This window comes from Myxococcus sp. AM011 (assembly GCF_013372595.1).
GTDB lineage: Bacteria > Myxococcota > Myxococcia > Myxococcales > Myxococcaceae > Myxococcus > Myxococcus eversor.
In genome coordinates, this window is the sequence record NZ_JABXEM010000211.1 from 1 (window position 1) to 21,226 (window position 21,226).

A 21,226-nucleotide genomic window follows, 5' to 3' on the forward strand; every position below is an offset into this window, starting at 1 on the left:
GCCCTGGAGGGGCCGTGGGGCGGCGGGTGAAATCGGCCACATGGTGGTGAAACCAGACGGGGCGCGCTGTGGCTGCGGTCGCCGTGGCTGCATGGAGGCCTACGCGGGGCGTGCGTGCATGGAGCGCGATGCGCGCAAGGCAGAGGAAGAGGGCGAGAAGACGGTCCTCTTCGAGCTGATGAGGAAGAAGGAGCGCACGCGGTTGACGAGCAGCATCTGGAAGAAGGCGCTGGAGGACAAGGACGCGCTGGCCACGAAGCTCATCGAGCGGGCGCTGCGAATGATGGGGGTAGGGATTGCCTCGGCCATCAACCTGACGGACGTGGACGCGGTCATCCTGGGCGGCGGCCTGGGCACGAGGCTGGGCAAGGAGTACGCGGACCGACTGCATGAGGCCATGCGCCCCCATATCTTCATGTCCGAGCGTCAGCCGCCCGTGCTGGTGGCGGAGCTGGGAGAGCTCTCGGGAGCCATTGGCGCGGCCCTGCTCGCCGAGCCGCCAGTGAAGTCGCCAGCCCCTGCGTGAGACCGACCATCAACCCCAGTCGATTGTCTGGGTATTGCTGGTAATTCCTGAGTCAATGGCGGGCATGAGGCTGGCTGGACCCGCGAACGCGGGTCGCAGGCAGCGTGCCAAGTCATGATTTGCTCATGGCTCTGGCATGGTTCTTACATCACGAAATTGTGTGTATTCCCTATCGCCAGTGTCAGGATGCGCCTGTAGAGTGCTCAATACGTGGCGTTCGTAGGGCCATTCCGCGGAGCGGCGGAATGTGGACTCAGGGGAGAGGGAAGATGGCTCGGACGGGCGGTGGCCGTGTCGTTTACGAGAGGCGGCTGCGTGGGCATTGGGGAGGAGTGGTCGCCTCGGCGGCTCTGGCCGTATTGGGACTCCTGGGGTGCGATTCAGGACCAGAGCCCCAGCCTGAGGTTGTGAAAGAGGCAAGCCCCGTCGTGCGCGAATGGCGACCCGTTCCCACGACGAAACCCGCTGACAAACAGATGGGGGATGACTGCAGTCTGCACGGGGCATCTGAGTGCTTGAGCGGACTGTGTATTCACGTTCGCGCTCAGCGCGGCTCGGGGTACGTGTGCAGTGCGCGCTGCCAGACGGTGTCCGAGTGTCCGACACAATGGCGTTGTGTCAGCGTAGTCCCGGGGGCGAAGGAGGCAACCTGCATGCCGCCCTTGCCCATGGCTTCGGCACCCATGGCGCCATAAGAGGTTCAGAGAGGGCTCGGTGGCTGTCTGTGGATGCCACCTGGTTTGGTTGTTTCGGTCCGCCAACGTGAGCGGCCTGTCTATCGATTTGCTGAAAATTCCAGCGGGCGAGTGAGGTTCGAGATGAAGAAGGATGCCGAGGGGCGGCTGGCTGCGTTGAGTCGCAGGAATTGGGCTGTTGTGCTCGTTGTCGGACTGTTGGGGGCATGGGGGGCACGGGCGCTCAATGACGAGCCCACGGTGCCGGAAGATGAGCTGAACCAATTGGTGGAAGGCCTTGGTTTCGAAACCCGCCCTCCTCTGGGAGGTCCTGGAGAGTTTGGTGCTTCGGGGGAGAGTCCTGTCTCGCTGGGTTCGCTCAAGCCCAACTACTCGCAGGTGGATGTCTCCATCACGGGCCCATTTGGTGCACTGTCCCTGAAGCGCTTCGCGTCGGGTGCTCCGGGTGCCTGGAGGCTTGAAAAGTCACCGGGATTGGGCGGTGCACCCTTCGGGTACGCGCGAGACGCGAATGGATTCCTCCGGCTGCGGTGGTGGCACAATCTGCACAGCTACATTGCGGCTCGTCTTGAACCGTCCGGGCCCTGCAGCCCTCCGAGTCCGGGTTGTGAGACCGAGGAGGTGACTTATTGGGAGGTTCACGGTGGCCCCGCGGGCACCGCGAAGACCTTTCTCTCCTGCGATGTGCATGGATGCTTCGGACAGAACTACTCCGAGCAGGACATCAAGCTGCAGTATCTGGCGGGAGAGGGGTTTGTGGTGCATGCGCCAGATGGTCGCTACCACTACAGGAGTGTCGGGGGCGTGGAAGGCTTCTGGTACCTCAGCTACATCGAGTCCGCTCAATACGATGAGGCCACCTGCTCCGAGCCCAATCAAGAGGATGCAGGTGTGGATGTCGCGGCCTCCTGTCACCGGAGACTCGCTCGACTGAACTATGAAGTCCTCTCGGAATGTGCGGGTAGCACCCCGACGGAAACCAACCTGACGAACGGTGTCGGTTTCCCCCGACTCAGGTCGGCTGTGGCCGCGAATGGTGCCAGGCTTGTTTTCCACTATCAGCGGATGTTGTCGGCCGTGCCCGAATTGCTGAATGGCAAGACGCACGAGTGTGTCCTGGCTTCAGTCGATCTGGTCGGCCGTGATGGGACCGTCGAGCCGTCCGTCGTCACCTATGACTACGCGGAGAACTCGCAGGCTGACGGCGGTGCGCAGGTTGTCGCGGGACTTCTCGAGAAGGCGGAGTGGCCTGACCGCGACGGAGGCGGCGCCACGGGTTCTGTGGTCGAATATGCGTATCAGTCGGCGGGTGTCGCGAGCTGGGAGATCAAGCGGGACGGCGCGAAGCTTGTTCGCCAGATACTGGGAGGAGATGGCGGCACGGTGAGTGAGGATTACGATGGCGAAGCCTGGCCTTCGGCGACGAGTCGCTACTTCATCACCGCCGAAGCCAACGGATGTTGGCCCGGAGTCTTCCAGCCGACGGGTGCCTGTATGTCTCAGGACCAGACCTTCACCACCTACAGCCGGAGCATTGGGGATGGCAGTGGCTACTTCGCGCAGTTGGTGAGGCACAAGTTCACGGTCACGTCGACAGGCAGGGGACCCATCGGGGACCAGGGGCCGACTGTTCGTGCTTCGCAGACAACGGTCCAGTGTGGTCAATCCTGTCCGGGAATCGAGGGGTTCGTCGCCTCGGATGAGGCCTGGTACGTTGGCTCACTCGATGCTGGCGTAGCAGGACAGAGAGCCGTCGATGTCGCGGCGGGGGGGCGCCATCCGAACGGTGCCTATACCGTCTACGACCACGAGCTCGCATCGGGTGCGACGCCCTCAGGAGCTCCAATCCTGCCCCCCGCGGAGCTGCGCAAGACGTTCGAGGGTGCGGCGAGCAACAACGGCACGGGTGCGCTCCTGGAGAAAGAGTACACCTATACCTATGGAGGTGTTGGACGCCCTGCTCCCAAGCGGGCATTCGAGCAGCTCGTGGAGACCGCATCTTCTCCGTCCGCCTTCAGCGATGAGACTCCAGGACTCAAGCTGGAGACTCGGCGGCAACACGACCCTGTCACGAATCGGTTGAAGGCCACCGTTCGTACGGGTCATACCCTGACGTTCTCCACGCAGGCGCATTCGTGGTCACGTGAGCAGCGGTCGGTGGGAACTTTCTCTCTCACTCACGACGCCTGTGCCAGTGAGGCGGTCTCCGACCCGCTGGGCCGGGTCCGGACCGTGATGGGACCGTGCAAGGTGTCGGGTGCTCAGCCCACTGCCTGCGATGCGGGGACAGCCGTTCCGCTGACTGTCTACGCATACTGGGACTCTTCTGAGGTGAGCAATCGGGCGGGGCGGGTGAAGGAGAAGCGGAGCTATCCCAATGGATGCGGTTCGACGCCCATTGTCACGGCCTATGATGCCTACGACGCTCGCGGCCGGCTGACGCAGTGGACGGACGCGAACGGCGGCGTCACGCGGTACGAGTATGAGGGCAGCCAGTTGGTGAAGAAGCTCGAGGCGGCTGGCAACGCGCCGTTCGAAGCCGTCACCGAATACGGTTACGACAATGGTTCCACGCACGGTGACTACATCCGGCATCCAGATAGCCGATATGAAGTCCTCTGTTACCGAACGGGCACGCTGGCGGGACAGGGGTGCGTTGGAGGAGTTCGCACCACGCTGCTTCAGTGGAAGGCCACGTCGGCGGGGGCGTCTGGCGCGACGCATTCCGAGCGCGTCGACTACACGTACCATCTGGGAAAGTTGCGGAGTGAGACGTTCAGGGACGGAACGAATCAGGTCAGGCGGACCCGCTTCTACGATGGGGACCCGCTGGCGCGGCAGACCTTCGAGGCGTGGGGCGCGGATGGGCCGTCGCTTTCCTCGGAGGCCCGGTATTCGAAGGCGAGCCTGTTTGATCGCCAGGGCAACAAGGTGGGCATGGGCAAGCCCTACCAGCCGCTCGCTTCGGACCCGGAGCCATTTTGCGGAGGGTTTGAGCCGGGCAGCCTGAGCGCAGGCGCTCCTCGCCAGCCGGCAAGCCCACATTGCAACGCCTTTGCCTACGACAGGCTGAACCGCCTCGCGGGAATGCTCGAGCCCGTGGATACGTCCAGCAGCTCAGGGGATGCCGTGAAGATGTGCCTGGCGTATGACAAGGCAGGCAATGTGAGCAGCGTGCGCCAGGGGTGCCCCCGCGGAGTGGGGCCTGCTGGCGACTGCAGCCAGTGCGGCCAGCCGCTGCTCGAGTATCGGCACGACGATTTTGGCAACCTGGTGCGCGTCGACGTGCCGTGGGGCAGCGGGCCGCAGGAGGCCTCGGAGGGGCCCGCCGGGCGGGGACGCTATCAGTACGAGTACGATGATTCGGGCAACCTGATTCGCAAGCAGACGCCCACCATGGCAGCGGCTCCTTCACCGCAGTGGGTGGAGAATTCCTATGACAAGCTCAATCGCATCTTGAAGTCCGAGGCGGTCAATGTCGTGGGGAGTGTTGCGTCCCGCGAAACGCTCTTCTGGTACTCGTACGACCAGACGGAAACGCCGCCATGGGGATGTCCTGGGTACGCCTCGAGCCTCCCCGCCCGCGCGATGGGGCGAGCGCAAGTGCTGACGGATTCATTCGGAGACACGTGGTATCAGTATGATGCTCACGGCAATGTCATCGGCGTGGCACGCGTGCGTGCGCTTCCCAACGGAACCCCTCGGACACGAATCTGTCTCGATGCGCGTGTAGCGGACTTCCCCAGCATCCATCGCTATTACGACCGGGCCGGTCGACTGGTGAATGAGGTGTATCCCGGCGGACGTGGCACTTATTACCACTACTATGACCCGGAGACGGGCAAGCCCCATCGCGTCCAGTCCCTGGACGTGACGGCGTGGAATGGAGTGGGCTTCGCCAACTTCCTCAAAATCGTTGAGGACGTCCAGTGGGAGCCCTTTGGCGGCCTGCGTTCCTATGTGCTGGTCGCGCCGAAGGCCGCGGCAGGGGCCCAGAAGGCTCGGGTCACCTATCACTTCGATGGTTCGAATCAGCCGCTTTCCAGTTGTAGCGGCACGGGATTCACGGGAGGCACCGATACGACCGGACGCTTGTCCGGATTGACTGTCTCCAGGCTCGAATCAGGGGGAAGCCTCGGAGACATCTTCAAGCGTGCCTACACGTGGAGAGCGGACCAGTTGCTCCAGGAGGACACGTGTCTGCTGGAAACAGGGAACGTGCCGCCCAGCTCCGTTCGCTACGCGGACGCCGCGAGCGCTGCTCCAGGCTACGATGCGCGGTTGCAGCTGAAGCAGGCCCATCGGGTGGCGAATGCCTCGGCGACGGCTGGCGGGGCTTTTGGGAACAGGGCCTACTCCTATGATGAGCGCGGCAACAGGACGCTCGACGTTCAGGATGGCTGGCGCTTCAAGGGGGAGTACGAGAGCTCCGGCTCTCGCGTGGATCTGCTGACGGCGCGATACCTGGAGGGAGCTCAGTGTGGCGGCTCGGTTTGTCCCCCGCGCTTCGCCGTGACTCAGCGGTACGACTACGACGCGGATGGGCGTGTGAGCCGGATCGCGAGCTACAAGAACAGGACGGACAACGTCGCGTCTCCCTTCCATGCCTTGAATCTGGATGCGACGACTGATGGTGCTCACGCGGCCGTGGGGTCCGTGTACCGCCAGGTGTCCGACAATGAAGGGCGTACGTATGAGTACTTCTACGATGCCGAGGGGCGCAGGCGCCTGAAGCGTTACGGGCTCAGTGGGCAACAAGGCGTGCTCGAAGATGAGTACTTCTATGACGGGACGCGGCTGCTCGACGATTGGGGGCACACGAGCTTCGATCCGGATACCGCCGACTCGGTGCATGACGAGTACCTCTGGCTGGCCGACCGGCCGATTGGGTTCTTCAAGGTGCGCATCACCCGCGCCGGACAGCGGGTGGAAGACTTCATGGGAGATTGCCCCCGCAATGGTGAGCCTGCACCGTGTGGCTTCTACTTCCTGGTGACGGATGGGTTGGGGAAGCCGGTCCTGGCGCTCGACTCCTATCGACGTATCACGGGGGTCGCGGACTATGACCCGTATGGCCACGTCAACCGCACCACGCTCGTGGCGGACTCACCCGTGCTTGGAACAGGGCAGAATGCGCTCATGGCGACGGCCCAGGTTCCAAGCTCCAGCACCTTGGTCTCCCAGCTCCGGGCCCGGTTCCCGGTCCTGGATGTCCAGGGGGGCAGTGGTGCCTATCTCGCGGACGCAAGTGGAACGCTGCTGAATGGGGTGGATGGGGCGTCGTCGCTGATGTCCAACACGACGACTTTTGGGGCGGTCTCCAAATGGGTTGCCGCGAGCCCCAGTGGCAGTGCGCAGGTGAGGTTCCAGTCCGCGGCGACCAGCGGGGCCGTCCAGGAGGTGGCGCTGGGGGCCGTCGAGTATCGGCGCTTCCAGTCAGGGGCTGCCCCCGTGTGGACGCCGCTGCGCTTCCCCGGGCAGTACCATGACGAGGAGACGGACTTCTTCGAGAACAGGAATCGCTTCTACGAGCCGAGCACGGGCCGGTATCTGGGGTCGGAGTTGATGATGCGCGACCCGAAGTGGGTCGTGACGCAGGCCACGTCCGGACGCAGTGCTCCTGTCTATGCATATGCGTACAACAACCCCATGGCGTTCAAGGATCCTGATGGAAACATGGGGGTTGGTGGCTCGTACGGGGGCTCCATTTTCTCGTCGGCGTTTGAGTTTCTCTATGAGACGTTGAGCCTGCAGGGGGCGGCGCAGGGCTCAGTGCAGGTGATCGCCTTTGCTGACAATGACGATCTCGGCAAGGGTGAACATGGAGTGGCTCTTACGGGTGGAGCCGTTTTCAAGGCAGGAAGCTTTGTGGGGTCCGAGGAAGGTATTTCCAGCCTGCCCGCTCAAGATGGGTCGGTGATGATTGCCGGCGCGGGTGCCGGCGTTAGTGCGGGTTTCATTGTGACGACCGCGAACAATATGAGTGATTTCGAGGGGATCTCCGATACGTTGAATATCGACCTCCCATTGATGTCAATTTCCATTGCCTGGAGCCCGAGTGCGACATCGGTATCGATTGGAACTGGAAGAGGATATGCGATAGGGGTAAGTTCGTATAAGACATATACTCGAGGAGTGTATGTTGGGGATTCGGTGCCCAAATGAGGTGATTGTATGCGCGATTTCTTGTTGAGGCGCATGGAGAGGCTGGTTCATACCAAGGCCGACTCGAGGAGTGTGGTTGAGCAGTTGGTAGAGTGGGTGGGCCCATTTGCACTGGATATTTTCCCGGTGAACGACAGGGGCTCTCGATGGTATCTTGGTACAAGGCGTGGCGAACGCATCGTTGTCAAGCGGAGGCCGTTCCTGGGTCTGTACTTGTTGTCGGTGGCGTGGGGTACTGTTGAGTCCGAGCTGGAGTTGAGTTCTGAGAAGACAATTCGAGTTGTTACGGGATTGAAGTGGCAGTCTGTTTTGAGCTGCTTGTTGGGGACGGCTGGTGCGGCCATGGCGGCCGTCATGCTCTTGTCGGGCATGGTAATGTTGTGGGCCGCTTTGGTTGTACTGTGTGCCAACGTTGGCCTGTTCTTGTTTCTAGGGGGGAGGCGCGTGAGAAAAGAATTTGACGCCTTGGTGCATGCATTGGAGGGCGTGGCCGTGGACGCTCGAACGGAATGAGGGTTTAAGGGTGCCCGTGCTTTGTGGGCATGCGCGTCGGCTGGATGGTGCGGCGAGTCTGGATGCCATCTTGGCTTGATGGCATTTATTGGCTTTCTCGCTGTACGGGGACGCCGCTGTCTATTGCGTCCGCAGCTCGCGGCGACGGAAGACGGAGATGTCCGTTGGCGCGTCCTTCACCCACTCGTAGTCGGGCGACTGGCGGAGCAGTTCAAGGAGCTGCCTGTCGCCAATCTTCCACCCACCCGCCTGCTCGAACGAGCACGCCTGCCTTACGTAGCAGTGGTTCACGTTGACGAAGATGAGCTTGGGCCGCTGCGCCAGGACATATTCTGGGTCCATCTTCACATCGATTCCGCGCTGAGGGGACGGCAGGTGTGCGATGTGCGTGTCGTTGAGTCCGAGCATGTCGAGCGTGGGACGCCCCGTCGCGTAGGGCACTCGCCCTGCCCAAGGGACAGCGATGGCATCCGTGGGCTGCGTATGCTTGAGGATCCACGCTGGCAGGGTGCCATGCGGCTCGTCGGTGAGTTGAGCGAGCTTGGTCTGGAGCAACCCTCGTTGGGCGTCATCGCCGGTTGGAATCCCTCCCTTGAGCAATCGCATCCCATCCTCCGCCCAGGCCATGGCAATCAGCGCGACGACCCCGACAGCACACGCGCGCGGCGAGAGCTTCGTCCAATGGCGGCTTGCTTCTGCCACCAGCATCACCGTCGCCATCCAGAGCAACGGGAGGACTGGAAGGACCATCCGCACCGACGGAAACGCCGAGCGGTCATCGCCACCCACCCACACGATGTAGGCCAGGTAGACGAGGCACACCCCGCCAAGACGGAGCGCCAGTTGCTGGTTCCGACTGGATGCGGCATCTCCCTCGCGCGTTGGGGTGGCCACCCATGCGAGTGCGCCCAGGGCGAAAGGCACGGCGAGGTACGGAGCCCATGCGGTCGCGAGATAGTGGATGCCCAGTGGCAGGTTCAGGAGACGATTGCCGGAGTGCTTCGCGTAGTACGTGTTCGGGAAGAGCCACCCGTAATGCTGAAGCCGCCACAGGAAGTACGTGAGCCAGATGGCGAGGAAGGGCGCTGCGAAGAGCGCGAGTTCCCGACGAGAGAGCACTCCTTCTCGAGGGCTCTGCCTAAGAGAGAGCCCCGATACGGCGACGAGACCGAAGAGCAGTACTCCTTCAGGCCGGGTGATGGCGGCGAGGCCGAAGAGCGCGGAGGCGATGAGCAGCCACACGGGGCGCGGGTTCCCAGCGAACTCGCGCAGGGCGAGCCCCGTGCTCACAAAGGCCAGGGCCGTGAAGAACACGGTCTCCATGCCTGTCTGCGTGTAGTAGGCAAGGGGCGTGCATAACGCGACGAGGCTTGCCAGTGCGGCCCGCCACGGCCGCTCTTGAATCGGGTGTGAGCCACCGAGCGCCAGCAGGATGACGCCACAGGCGGCGGCGCTGGTGAGCAGCTTCGACGCGAGGAGCGGAGACACACCGAGCGCGATGGGAATCGCGTTGAGGATGACCCACATGAAGGACGTGTAGCCCTCCACCGGCGGCTCTCCGACGTTCCACGCAATCCCATGCCCGCTCGCGAGGTGCCTGGCATAGCGGTAGGTGATGAAGGAGTCGTCCAGGCCGCCGCCCGTCAGCAACAGGCAGGCGAACAGGAAGGCCGCCATCAACGCCATTCCCAGGAGCAGGGTCCCGACCCAGGAGAGGCGGTGCTCCGAGGAGCCACCAGGAACGCGTTGAACGTCGAGCCGCACGTGATTGAATCCAGTCTGATGTGAAGAGGAGGGTGGAACGCTCGAGACCGCCGGACCGTACTACATCCAGTCACGCTTCGAGCCTTGGAGAACTCGTCGGACATGAGAGGAGGGTGGCTGTGTACATCAAGGATGTGTTCTCGGTGATTGCTCTTTCGGGTGGAATAACCATTGCGTTGATTGGGATTTTTGGGATGCGCGTGATTTCAGGCGCGGCGGTCCTGGGGCGATGGCCCGTGGGATGGCGGGAGTGGGGTCGGTTCGCGTTGGTGGTCGGATTCGCGAAGGTCCGCCGTTTTCAGCTCTATGCGGTGTTGTGGTTCTTCGCGAGTGGGTTCCTCTCACTTGGGTTTACTGTCGCGGTGATGATTTACGGTAAGACGAAGTATGGTTGGCCGTGAGCGGCGGCATGGAGTGGATTGAGGGGTGCTCTCGATGCCGCAGGGAGATGGCTGGTTTCTCGATGTATCGCCAGGACATCATCCCGAGCAGGAGCGTGGCGATGAGGGACAGCGTCGCGTTCCACCACCACGGCATGGGGCCTCCCAACACAGCCGTGACGGCTTGCTGCACGGGAAAGGCGTAGATGTAGATGCCATAGGAAAAGTCCCCGTAGCGTCCGAAGTGCGCGAGCCTGCTCGGGAGGAACGCGAGGTACAGCACGAGGTACGCGCCACATGAACCGATGGCGACAGGCAACCCCTTGCCCGCCATTGACGCAGCGGTGAGCACCACGACACAGGCCGCCGCGAGCCACGGACTCATCCTCACTCGCTCTCTCCAGAGGTAGAGCACCAGCCCCCCTCCGAAGTAGAGCCCGAGGACCGGCCAGAACCCCAGGCGTCCGATGTTCAAGAAGGACGCCACCGCCGTGACACACCACCCGGCCAGCGCCAGTTCCTTGCGCAAGAGCCCCGTGACTCCCAATCCCAGCACGAGCAGGTAGAAGCCGACTTCGTACATCAGCGTCCAGAGCGAGCCATTGACGGCGCTCGGATACACATTCCCTTCGAACACCCCGGGCAGGTTCCACTGCGGATTGACGAGGGTGAAGTTGCGCAGCAGGAAGGTGTATGTGTCGGGCGCCGAGAAGTAGTCACGCAGCGGGTGGGTGGTGAGCGCGGCGCCGAGTACGAACACTGTCAGCAGGAGCGACACCGCCAGCCCCGGGAAGATTCGCAGCGTGCGCGCCAGGAGGAAGCCCCGGACGTCGCGGCTCCGCTCCCAGCTTCGGGTGATGAGGAGTCCACTGATGACCAGGAACACCGCCACGCAGACCAGCCCGAGCGAGACCTGGCCGTGGGTGAAGACCGTCAGCGGCTCGGGGCCTCCCTGAGGGCCCGAGCCCAGTGGAAAGGAGTGACTGACGATGACGCCCGTGGCCGCGGCGAAGCGCAGGAAGTCCAGGTTGTTTCCCCGGCCTTCGAGACACTCGCTCAATGTGGGACGGGACTGGGTCGCCATGGGAACGGGCTGCTCAACGCGTCTCGTGGAGATGGGGATACGGCCCCCGCACCTGGGCCCAGCGGCTCGCCAGCACGAACAGGATTTCGCGCACCGGGTCGCCGCGCAACGCGAGCGCGGGGCTCGCGAGGCCTGCTCCCACCAGGCGTGCGCAGTCCTTCAGCCGGGAGAGTGCTCCCGTGCGTCGCCCCAGGTGACGCGCCTCAAGCGTCTTCTCGCTGCGCACCACGCCGACGATGAGCCGCAGGAAGTACCGGGTCTCGAATCGAGAAGGCGGGATGAGGTGCCATACCTTCAGCACGGGTGAGTAGAGGCGGCGGTGGCCCGCCTTGCCGAGCAGGAAGCCCAACTCGATATCTCCTCCACTCAGAAGCTGGTTGCCGAGCCGGTCCGGCATGAGTTGCTCCGGCGTTCGCCAGGGCACGGACTCCAGGACGGCCTCGCGGCGCAGCCACAGCCCGGCGCCTATCGTGGGCGCGAGCGTGGCTCCCGCTCCGAAGTCGATGAGGTCGTCCCCCATCCGGTGGTTGATGGCGAGCAGGTGCTCACGCCGAGAGATGCTTGGCGGCGGTGGCGTCTCGTAGCGGGGATAGATGCGTGAGACCACCGCGCCGACACTCAGGTCCTCGAAGAGCGCCAGTCCGTCGGTGACGAAGTTCGGCTCGGGAACGTTGTCGTCATCCAGGAAGCAGATGACCTCCCGACGCGCGCTCTGGATGCCACACAGCCGCGCGAAGAGGAGACCCTGGCGCGCCTCGTGAACGACGCGGACGTCCACGCCTCGACGGCGCAGCCCTTCCACGACCAGGCTCTCCTCCACCACGCGCGCGGTGTCATCCTGGGAGTTGTTGTCCACGACGACCACCTCGAAGTGGTCGCTCTCCGCCGTCTGCTCCAGCAACGCGCGCAGCGGCGCTTCGACTCGCCGCGCTCCGTTGTAGGTGGGGATGACCAGCGTGACGCCCGCTGAACTCATCGACGTGCCTCGGACTCACGCGGACGCGCCCAAAGCAGCCCATTCACCTCGCCACTCCAGATGCCGGGAGTGACTTCATAGCCCAGCGTTTCGAGGGTCTGCTCGCACCAGGCCTTGCCGTCCGGCCGCTCCCGGGTTCGATGCCACTCCATGACGAGCGTGCGAATCCGCAGGCGCGCGAAGCGTGGGTCACCCAGCAAGGAGTACTCGCCTCCCTCGATGTCCATCTTGAGCAGGTCGATGGGTTCGTCACCGACCGCCTCGAAGAAGTCGACCAGCGGCACCCGGAGCGTGCGCCCCTGTGTCGCGTCCACGACGGAGGAGCGGCTCTCCGCATCGAGCAGGGCAATCTCCCCGGGGCTCGCTCCCGCCGCCGCGCGGTGCAGGGACACCCTGGACGTCAGGGTGTTGAGCGTCAGGTTGCGCTCCAGCATGGCCAGATGGACGGGGTGGGGCTCGAAGGCGACGAGATGGGCGCGTGGGTAGTGCCGCGCCCAGAACAGGAGCGAGTGCCCACAGTTCGCTCCGACATCGACGATGCGCAGCGTGGTGTCCGGCCGCACGGCGAATGGGGGGCGATAGACCTCGGCCACGAACATCTCGTACGCCGTCTCCAGGTCCTCGGCGGGAGGCGGTCTCAGAGTGAGCCGCTCGCCCGAGCGCAGCTTCACCGTCACCGAGCGACCCAGCGGCAATGCCCTCCATGCGAGGTACCGCAGCTGGCTCAGCGACGTCAGTTGGTCCCTCAGTCGTGCCATGGCGTTCCTACGCAGAGGGCTTGCGCGCGTTCAGGCCCGCGCTCAAGGCGTTCGATTCGCCAGGAGACAGGACGACTGGCGGGAGCGTGCCTCGGGTCAGCAGCCAGTCTCGCAGCTTGAGGCAGGGTTTCTCCACCGTGACATAGGTCACCCATGCCACGAACAGCGTAAGCGCCAGGAACGCGAGCAGGTCCAGTCCCCAGGCACCCAGTCGCACATCCATCCGCTCGATGACGCGCAACACGAGCCCGTGCCAGAGATAGGCGCCATAGGAGAGCAGGGCGGTCTGGTAGACGCCCCAGCGCAGGCCGCGCGGGAGCTGGAGGGGCTCGATGCCCACGAGCACGGCGCCGAAGCCCACCGCCAGCCCGACGAAGACCCAGACGTGGCTCGACGTCGTCACGATGGCGCCGTAACGCCCTACCGTCAGCGCCAGCACTCCCACTCCCGCGACGGCACACGCTGTCCGCCAGTGACGGGGCCAGCCCCTCCACGTGGGCGCGGTCCGGGCCAGGAACACCCCGATGCCAAGTCCATCCAGGTGCATCTCGGTGGACCAGGGCGCGAGCGTGGCGAGGTCCGTCATGAGCAGGTCCGCTGGCAGGTGCCGGGAGAACAGCCAGCGCGCCACGACACTCACGGCCACCGGTGCCAGCCACGCCCAGGCGGGCCAGCGTCGACCTCCCAGCGCGAAGGCGAGCAGCGGCAGCACGACGTAGAAGTGCTCCTCCACACACAGCGACCAGCTCTGCACGAAGTCGCGCGGCATCGTGAAGTTCTGGAGGAAGAGCGCGTAGTGCCAGCCTCCGCCCACGAAGGGCGTGCCCACCGTCCAGGGCTTGAGCGCGTAGAACGCGAGCACCACGAAGTACAGCGGCAGGGTGCGCATCCAGCGCTTCAGCCAGAAGGCGCGCAGCCGGGAGCCCAGCGGGGCTTCGCCATCCTCGGCGAAGACCTGCCGACCGACGAGGTAGCCCGAGAGGACGAAGAAGAGGTCCACGCCCATCCACCCATGCGCGAAGGCGAAGCGGACCGGGAGCGGCACGGCGTCCAGGACGGACGAGGGCGCGTGGAAGACCAGCACGCCGAGGATGGCGAAGGCCCTCAGGACATCCAACCCATCCATACGCCGCGCGGAGGCGGTGTCGCCGCTCAACGCGTCTCTCCGCGGAGAGGACGCTCGGGGGCTCTTGGGAGGAGAGAAGGCCTGGGATGCATGCGGGTGGTGGGTGCATTGTGTCCCCCGTCCCAGGGGCGTCAACAGATGACAGCGAAGGGCCTGTCCGCAGGGTCGGCGGGGCGCATCCTCTTTCCAAAGGCCCCGAACAGGCCGGGCGATACGTTGTTCGGGCGCGTGGCGCCCAGGTCAGCCATGACACGGCGAGGCCACAGCGAAGCCCGCATGGTTGCTCGCTGGGGGACGACTCGGGCGACATTCCGGTGTCGCACAGGAACGCTCATTGACGCGCCGTGACGCTCACCGTCAGCATGGCGGGAGCGGCCACCTCGATGATCACCTTCTTCGTCGCGTTCCTTGTCTCGTTGATGGTGGCCCTGGGGCTCACATACGTCGTGCGCAACCAGGCGCTGGCGTGGGGCTGGCTGGACCAGGCCAACTCGAGTCGCAAGGTCCACAGCCGGCCCATCCCTCGACTGGGTGGCATCGGCATCGTCGCGGGCTTCTTCACCCCGTTGTGCGCGCTGTTCCTGGTGGACTCCGGCGTGGGGCACCACTTCCGGCTCCACACCGAGCTGATTTCGGGCCTGTTCATGGGGGGCGCGGCCATCGCCGCGCTCGGGCTCTACGACGACCTGCGAGGCGCGGGTGCTCGGCTCAAGTTCAGCGTGCAGTTCATCGTGGCGCTCGGGCTCTACCACCTGGGCTTCCGCATCGAGGTCATCGCCAATCCGTTCGGCCCCGAGCTGACACTGGGCGCGTTGAGCCTGCCGTTCACCGTGCTGTGGATGGTGGGCGTCATCAACGCGCTCAACCTGATTGATGGGCTCGACGGGCTCGCGGGCGGTGTCGCGTTCTTCGGCGTGAGCACCAACTTCATCCTCGCGCTGGCGCGGGGCGACGTGCTGCTGTGCCTGCTGATGGCGGCGCTCGCGGGCGCCATCCTCGGGTTCCTCGTCTTCAACTTCAACCCGGCCTCCATCTTCATGGGGGACACCGGCAGCATGTTCCTCGGTTTCGTACTGGCCGCGGTGGCCATCAAGACGAGCACCAAGAGCGGTACGACGGTGGCCATGCTGGTGCCCATCATGGCGCTGGGCCTGCCCATCATGGACACGCTGCTCGCGGTGATTCGCCGCTCGCTCCTGGGGCGCCCGCTGTTCAGCGCGGACAAGGAGCACATCCACCACCGCGTGATGAGCCGCATGGTGCTCAGCCACCGCTCCACCGTGCTTGTGCTGTACGCGCTGTGCGGTCTCTTCATGTTGACGGCGTTGGGCCTCCACTTCGCCAACAGCGCGCAGAGCGCCATGTTGCTGTGTGGCATGGGCGTGGTCATCGCGGTGATGATGCGCAAGCTGGGCTACCTGGACCTGGGGCGCGCCAGCGACATGCAGCAGCGCCGACAGCGCAACATCCGCCTGCGCTCGCTGGTGAAGGACGTCATCGGCGCCGTGCGCGAGGCCCGGTCGCTGCAGGAGGTCTGGGGCGCCGTGCGGCCCCTCGCGGAAGTGCTGGACGTGTCGCGGCAGGAGCTGCGCTTCCAGCAACTGCGCGACGGACTCATGGACGGCGTCGTCTTCGAGACCCAGCGTGCGGCGGGCCTGTCGATGCCGTACGAGCTGTGCCTGGAAGTGAAGGACGAGGAAGTGGTGCTCGGCTCGCTGCTGCTCGTCTGGAGAGACGGTCGCAACGCCATCGACCGGGACGAGGAGCTGGCGCTGGAGTTGGTGGCGGACGCCGTGGCCGAACGCGCCGCGAGGCTCCTGGCGGTGGCGGACGCCGACCCCGCGCGTGTCGTCGTCCTGCGGCGATGACGACGTCCAGTGCCCTCGTCGCGCTGCTGCGCGCCTGGCCCCATCTCCCCACGAGAAGTGCTCCCGAAGGGGACGAGGCCCTGGCCTTCGTGCGAGGCGCCGTCCGTCACGGGCTCGCCGGGTTTGTCGCTCACGCGGTAGGGCAGGTGGGCTGGGTGTTGCCCCCAGAGGCCGCCGCGCTGTTGCGCCGTGAGTCGCTGACGGGTGCGGCCCGCTCGCTCCAGGTCAAGGCGCTGCTCCAGCGGAGCCTGGAAGCCCTGGCTGTCGAGGGCATCGTCCCCGTGTCGCTCAAGGGCTACGGCCTGGCGCTTCGGCTGTACCCGGACCCGCTCCAGCGCGCCACCCGCGACGTGGACCTGCTGGTGTCCCGAGGCGACGTGACGACGGCCGTGCGCGTCCTCACCGGCCTCGGACTGACGGCGCGTCCGACGCGCGACGGGCGTCACGCGGACGTGGACTCGCACCACGTGGAGCTGGAGGGAAAGGCCGGACTGGTGGAGCTGCACTTCCGCGCCCTCGCGGGCTGGGGTCGGACGCTGGAAGGCGATGCGCTGGTGGCTCGCGCGGTGGATGGGACGGTGGAAGGGCAGCGGGTGCGGTGGCTCGCTCCCGAGGACGAGGCCGTGTACCTGGCCCTTCATGCGAGCCACCATCTCTTGCAGCGCCTGGCGTGGCTGTTCGACTTGAAGCTCCTGGTGGGGCAGGGGCTGGATTGGGCTCGCGTGGTGGAGGGTGCCAAGGGCACGGGTTTGCCACATCTCGTCTGGTACGGCTGGGAGGTGGCTCAACGGCTGCTGGGTGCACAGATGCCGGCGGACGCGCTGGAGGCCCTGGCTCCTCCTCTGTGGCGCAGGAGGTTGGCGAGGCGGCTCTTCTCGGAAGAGCGACTGGTGGAAACGGAGCTGGTGCGCAGCCGGCCACGCTGGATGGCGGCGAAGCTGCTCCTGGCTCCCGAACCAGGGGCGATGCTCCGATATGCGCTGCGGCGCCTGGACACCGCAATGCGGCCCTCGCCTGACAGGTGACCCGCGGCCCCAGGGCGGGTCTTTGTCCTGTGGCCACCACGCCGTCGTCCTGATTGCAGGTGATGCGGTGGGCCCGTCAAAGGGGGCCACCATGCCGCTCAGCCTGCTCGAGGCGTTGCCGAAGTATCAGCGGCGGTTGTCGACCTTCCTGCGCATCTCCGAGATGGGCCAGAAGGCCTGGACTGAAAGCGCCAAGATCGATACGCCATGATGGTGGTGAACAACTCTATGGATGCTTGCCTGGAGATCTGGATACCCGAAGTGCGCCTGGGCGGAAGCGTCGCTCGAAACGTCCGAGTCGTTTCCTGGGGCGGGGAAGAGTTCACCGACGACCTCGGCGGATGGACCTCTCCGGCGGGGGTGGACCTCCGGGAGGGGGAGGCCCCGGCTCACATCGTGCGCAGGCTTCCAGCCGGGTTCACAACGGCCGGCTGGAAGTACTTCCGAGTTGAGGGGCCTGCCTTGGCCATGGCTGCGGTTGGTGGTGATGGCCAGGATGCTGCGTGGAGTGCACTCACGAGCGTGCTTTGCGAGCAGTTGACGCCCGGCGGGCCTTGGGTGGTCATTTTCGAGCCGCACTGCGACCAAATCGACACCGTCGTTGAAGTAGACCTTGCGCAGGTATTGAGCTTGCTTGGGCAAGGAGTACGGAGAGAGGAGTCTGCCCTGGGGTTCGTGGCCTACTGCCGCGGGGGCGTGTAACGATGACTACGCTCTCTCCGGCCTTGGTTGGCGGAGAGGGCTTCTGGCCTTTCACCTGGAAGGACGGCGGCGGTGGGCGCTGTTGCTCGCGGCCCTGGTGAAGCTGCGCAAGGGGCCGCTCTACGCGGCGCTCCTGGGGGAATTCTGCGTCGCTCCTCGAGCGTTCGCGGGGTCTGGCACCAGCTCTGGCCGGGCATGCTCGCCGGAGTGCTCGGGTTCTCGACCTGTGTCGCGGCTGTTCCGCGTCCCACGGCTCCGAGCGCCCCCACGTCGTCGCCGCCCGTTCCCTGAGCGCCCGAGTCGCCCCCCAGGGCGGGTCTTTGTCTTCTGTCCACCACGCCGTCGTCCCTTGGGGCTCAGGCAGTGATTGCAGGTGATGCGGTGGGCCCGTTAAAGGGGGCCACCATGCCGCTCAGCCTGCTCGACACCTTCCGCGTCCTCGCCTCGTTCGAACCACCGCGAGGAGCCCTCAAGGGCGCGCCCTGGGAGGAGTACGTCGACTGGGCCATCGCCCAGGGCCTGGCCCCGCTGGCGGCGTACAACCTGGAGTACCGCCTGGGTGCCACCGCCGCGCCCGAGTGGGCTCGCGACAGGCTGCTCGCCATCTACCAGGGCTCCGTCAACGACAACGTGATGAAGCTCGTCAACTTCAAGCAGGTCGTCGACGAGCTGCAAGGCCGCAAGCTGGTGCTCATGGGCTCCGCCGCCTTCGCCGAGGCCCTCTATCCGCACATCGGCTTCCGCCCCGTGCTGGACCTCCAGCTCCTCATGCGCCGCATGGACGTGGACGGCTTCGCCGGCTTCCTCTCCAACCACGAGTTCAGGCCGGAGACGGACACCTCCCACAGCGGCGCGGCCAGGCTCGTCTCCGACGGGCGCACCGCCATCTACCTCTACTCCGACATCCTGGGTCCCCAGCGCCGCGAGCAGACCGCCGGCATCATCGAGCGCGCCAAGCCCATGAAGGTCTACGGCCCCTCCATGTTCCGGGCCGACCTGGAGGATTCCGTCCTCCTCGTGTGCCTGGAGCACGCACGTCAGGGGTACGACGTACCCTGGCTGTCCTTCATCGACCTGCGAGAGCTCGTCACCGGCGCCAAGTGGATGGGCGGCGTGTACTCCCGTCCGCTCGACATCCCCGCACTGCTCGCCCGGGCCGCGGAGTGGCGCCTGGAGCGCGCCCTCTACACCTCGCTGTCCATCGTCGCCCGGCTCTTCCCGGAGGCCGCTCCGGAGGCCACCGCGGCCCTGCCTCCGCTGCGACGGGCCACTCGGGAGCTGCTGGACAGGACGGTGGTGGGTCCAGTCAGCACCCCCGGCCGCACTTCGGCTCTCAGAGGCTTGGAAAGAGTGCGCCGTCTGCTCACGGGGCAGTGAGGCTGCCCGGCCGCTGTCCTGGCCCCGGGGACGGGCTTTCTTTCCGAGCGCGTCCCGGCGTATGAGTTCCAGTCAAGAACACCTCCCCACTGGGACTCTTTCAATGCGTATCGCCATCATCGGAACGGGTTACGTCGGCCTGGTCGCGGGCACCTGCTTCGCGGACTCGGGCAACGACGTCACGTGCGTGGACATCGACGAGCGGAAGATTCGGATGCTCCAGGCGGGCGAGGTGCCCATCTACGAGCCCGGTCTCGAGGAGCTCATCAAGAAGAACGTCCGCGAGAAGCGCCTGTTCTTCACGCGCGATTTGCCGGAGGCCGTCTCCAACGCGCACGTCGTCTTCATCGCCGTGGGCACGCCCGAGGGTGAGACGGGCGACGCCGACCTCCAGTACGTGCTGGCCGCCGCCGAGCAGATTGGCAAGGCGATGAAGCAGTACACCGTCGTCGTGGACAAGAGCACCGTGCCGGTGGGCACCGCGGACAAGGTGCGCGACGCCATCCGCAAGGTGACGAGCATCGAGTTCGACGTCGTCTCCAACCCGGAGTTCCTCAAGGAAGGCGCCGCGCTGGACGACTTCCTCAAGCCGGACCGCGTCGTCATCGGCGTGGACTCCGAGCGCGGCCGCAAGGTCATGAGCGAGCTGTACGCGCCCTTCGTGCGCACCGAGAACCCCGTGCTGTTCATGGACACGCGCTCGGCGGAGCTGACCAAGTACGCCGCCAACGCGATGCTCGCCACGCGCATCTCGTTCATGAACGACATCTCCGCGCTGTGCGAGAAGGTCGGCGCGGACGTGGACTTCGTGCGCAAGGGCCTGGGCTCGGACAAGCGCATCGGCTACCCGTTCCTCTTCCCGGGAGTGGGCTACGGCGGCTCGTGCTTCCCCAAGGACGTGAAGGCGCTGGGCGCCACCGCGCGTGAGTTCGGCCTGGAGCTGGACTTGCTGCGCGCCGTGGAGCGCACCAACGAGCGGCAGAAGAAGCTGCTGGTGAACAAGGCGACCAAGCACTTCGGCGGCTCGCTGGAGGGCAAGAAGTTCGGCGTGTGGGGTCTGTCCTTCAAGCCGAAGACGGACGACATGCGCGAGGCGCCGTCCATCGAGGTCATCGAGGGACTCATCGGCAAGGGCGCCACGGTGATTGCGCACGACCCGGTGGCCACGCACGCGGCCAAGCGCGTCTTCGGTGACCGCATCCGCTACGCCAGCGTGCCGTACGAGGCGCTGGAGGGCGTGGACGCGCTCTTCGTCGTCACCGAGTGGAATGAGTTCCGCCACCCGGACTTCGAGCGCATGAAGTCGCTGATGAAGACGCCGGTCATCTTCGACGGGCGCAACGTGTTCGACCCGGTGCGCATCCGGGAGCTGGGCTTCACGTACTACGGCATCGGCCGCCGGTGAGCCGAGGCGGTTCACTCGAGGCCCTGACGGGGCTGCGCTTCTTCGCGGCCCTGCATGTCGTGCTGTTCCACTTCGCGCGCCCGGCCCTGGCGCCGGCGCCGGAGTGGCTTCAGGACTTCATCGGCGCGGGTTACTCCGCCGTGGGCGTCTTCTTCGTCCTGTCCGGCTTCGTCCTCGCCTGGAACTACCTGGACGTCGACGGGCGGATGGAGACGGGGACGCGCGCCTTCCTGGCCGCTCGCGTGGCCCGCGTCTATCCCGTCTATCTGCTGACCTTCCTCCTGTCCGCGCCGCCCACCATCCTCGCGTCGGTGGCGGACAACGGCTGGAAGCTCGCCGCCGTGAAGCTCACGGTGGGCGCGGTGGCCACGCTGGCGCTGGTGCAGGCGTGGGTGCCCCGGCTGGCGCTGTACTGGAATCCTCCCGGCTGGTCCGTGGCGGTGGAGGGGTTCTTCTATGCCCTCTTCCCCCGGCTCGCACGGTGGCTGCCCACGGTGCGTCCCTCTCGGCTGCCCGTGTTGATGGGCGCGGTCTGGGTGTTGGGGCTGTTGCCGCCGGTGCTCTACGTCGTGCTGCGGCCGGACGGGCCGGGCACGCTGAACGCGCACACGGAGGGCCTGTGGCTGTCGGTGATGAAGTTCAGCCCGCTGGCGCGGCTGCCGGAGTTCCTCTTCGGGGTGCTCCTGGGCTGGTGCTTCGTGCGTGAGCGCGCGGCGGGTGGCGCGAAGGGCTCGGGCGGGGTGCTGGCCTTGCTGGGCGCGGCGCTGCTGGTGGTGGCCGGCGCGGCCGGAGAGCGGATTCCCTACCCGCTGATGCACAACGCGCTCTTGGCGCCCGCGTCGGGGCTCCTGGTGTACGGGCT

15 protein-coding genes are annotated in these 21,226 nt (G+C 65.6%); 10 read left to right on the forward strand and 5 right to left on the reverse strand.

All coding sequences use genetic code 11. The annotated features are described in order from the left end of the window. The 3 genes from HUW62_RS34015 to HUW62_RS34025 all read left to right on the forward strand — a co-directional run. On the forward strand, nt 1-526 hold a 526-nt coding region (locus HUW62_RS34015; protein ID WP_176436787.1), incomplete at its 5' end, for an ROK family protein. Between the two features lie 818 nt (nt 527-1,344). Further along, on the forward strand, nt 1,345-7,386 hold the full coding sequence (locus HUW62_RS34020; RefSeq protein ID WP_176436788.1) for an RHS repeat-associated core domain-containing protein: 6,042 nt from the start codon (nt 1,345-1,347) through the stop codon (nt 7,384-7,386). Between the two features lie 9 nt (nt 7,387-7,395). Continuing rightward, the gene (locus HUW62_RS34025) at nt 7,396-7,899 is read left to right on the forward strand and encodes a hypothetical protein (protein ID WP_176436789.1); all 504 of its coding nucleotides are present in this window, start codon (nt 7,396-7,398) and stop codon (nt 7,897-7,899) included. Between the two features lie 120 nt (nt 7,900-8,019). Here the strand turns inward: HUW62_RS34025 and HUW62_RS34030 are convergent, their stop codons facing one another. Continuing rightward, nucleotides 8,020-9,663, reverse strand: a complete 1,644-nt coding sequence (locus HUW62_RS34030) for a hypothetical protein (protein WP_368670538.1) — start codon at nt 9,661-9,663, stop codon at nt 8,020-8,022. 113 nt (nt 9,664-9,776) lie between these two features. On the opposite strand from HUW62_RS34030, the gene HUW62_RS34035 reads away from it, so the two are divergent. Then, the gene (locus tag HUW62_RS34035) at nt 9,777-10,064 is read left to right on the forward strand and encodes a hypothetical protein (RefSeq protein ID WP_176436790.1); all 288 of its coding nucleotides are present in this window, start codon (nt 9,777-9,779) and stop codon (nt 10,062-10,064) included. On the opposite strand, the gene HUW62_RS34040 is transcribed toward HUW62_RS34035, so the two are convergent. Genes HUW62_RS34040 through HUW62_RS34055 form a run of 4 tightly spaced genes read right to left on the reverse strand, consistent with a single transcriptional unit; the run spans nt 10,015 to nt 14,017 of the window. Continuing rightward, nucleotides 10,015-11,127, reverse strand: coding sequence for an acyltransferase (locus HUW62_RS34040; protein WP_176436791.1), 1,113 nt, complete (start codon nt 11,125-11,127; stop codon nt 10,015-10,017). The genes HUW62_RS34035 and HUW62_RS34040 overlap by 50 nt on opposite strands. Nucleotides 11,128-11,140: 13 nt before the next feature. After that, a complete protein-coding gene (locus HUW62_RS34045) occupies nt 11,141-12,103 on the reverse strand; it encodes a glycosyltransferase (RefSeq protein WP_176436792.1) in 963 nt (320 codons plus the stop codon). Continuing rightward, on the reverse strand, nt 12,100-12,861 hold the full coding sequence (locus tag HUW62_RS34050) for an FkbM family methyltransferase (protein ID WP_176436793.1): 762 nt from the start codon (nt 12,859-12,861) through the stop codon (nt 12,100-12,102). The genes HUW62_RS34045 and HUW62_RS34050 overlap by 4 nt, the downstream gene beginning before the upstream one ends. A 7-nt stretch (nt 12,862-12,868) precedes the next feature. Further along, a complete protein-coding gene (locus HUW62_RS34055) occupies nt 12,869-14,017 on the reverse strand; it encodes an acyltransferase (protein ID WP_255203802.1) in 1,149 nt (382 codons plus the stop codon). A gap of 353 nt (nt 14,018-14,370) precedes the next feature. On the opposite strand from HUW62_RS34055, the gene HUW62_RS34060 reads away from it, so the two are divergent. The 6 genes from HUW62_RS34060 to HUW62_RS34085 all read left to right on the forward strand — a co-directional run. Continuing rightward, the gene (locus HUW62_RS34060; protein WP_176436799.1) at nt 14,371-15,855 is read left to right on the forward strand and encodes an MraY family glycosyltransferase; all 1,485 of its coding nucleotides are present in this window, start codon (nt 14,371-14,373) and stop codon (nt 15,853-15,855) included. Then, nucleotides 15,852-16,880 (forward strand): nucleotidyltransferase family protein, encoded by a 1,029-nt coding sequence (locus tag HUW62_RS34065; RefSeq protein WP_176436794.1) that lies wholly within the window; start codon nt 15,852-15,854, stop codon nt 16,878-16,880. Before HUW62_RS34060 ends, HUW62_RS34065 begins: the two co-directional genes overlap by 4 nt. Before the next feature lie 207 nt (nt 16,881-17,087). Next, the gene (locus tag HUW62_RS34070) at nt 17,088-17,582 is read left to right on the forward strand and encodes a hypothetical protein (RefSeq protein ID WP_176436795.1); all 495 of its coding nucleotides are present in this window, start codon (nt 17,088-17,090) and stop codon (nt 17,580-17,582) included. A 405-nt stretch (nt 17,583-17,987) separates the two neighbouring features. Then, the gene (locus HUW62_RS34075) at nt 17,988-18,959 is read left to right on the forward strand and encodes a nucleotidyltransferase family protein (RefSeq protein ID WP_163866255.1); all 972 of its coding nucleotides are present in this window, start codon (nt 17,988-17,990) and stop codon (nt 18,957-18,959) included. A gap of 103 nt (nt 18,960-19,062) precedes the next feature. Next, the gene (locus HUW62_RS34080; RefSeq protein WP_163866256.1) at nt 19,063-20,364 is read left to right on the forward strand and encodes a UDP-glucose/GDP-mannose dehydrogenase family protein; all 1,302 of its coding nucleotides are present in this window, start codon (nt 19,063-19,065) and stop codon (nt 20,362-20,364) included. After that, nucleotides 20,361-21,226, forward strand: an 866-nt coding sequence (locus HUW62_RS34085) for an acyltransferase (RefSeq protein WP_176436796.1), incomplete at its 3' end; no start/stop codon positions are given. The genes HUW62_RS34080 and HUW62_RS34085, both read left to right, overlap by 4 nt.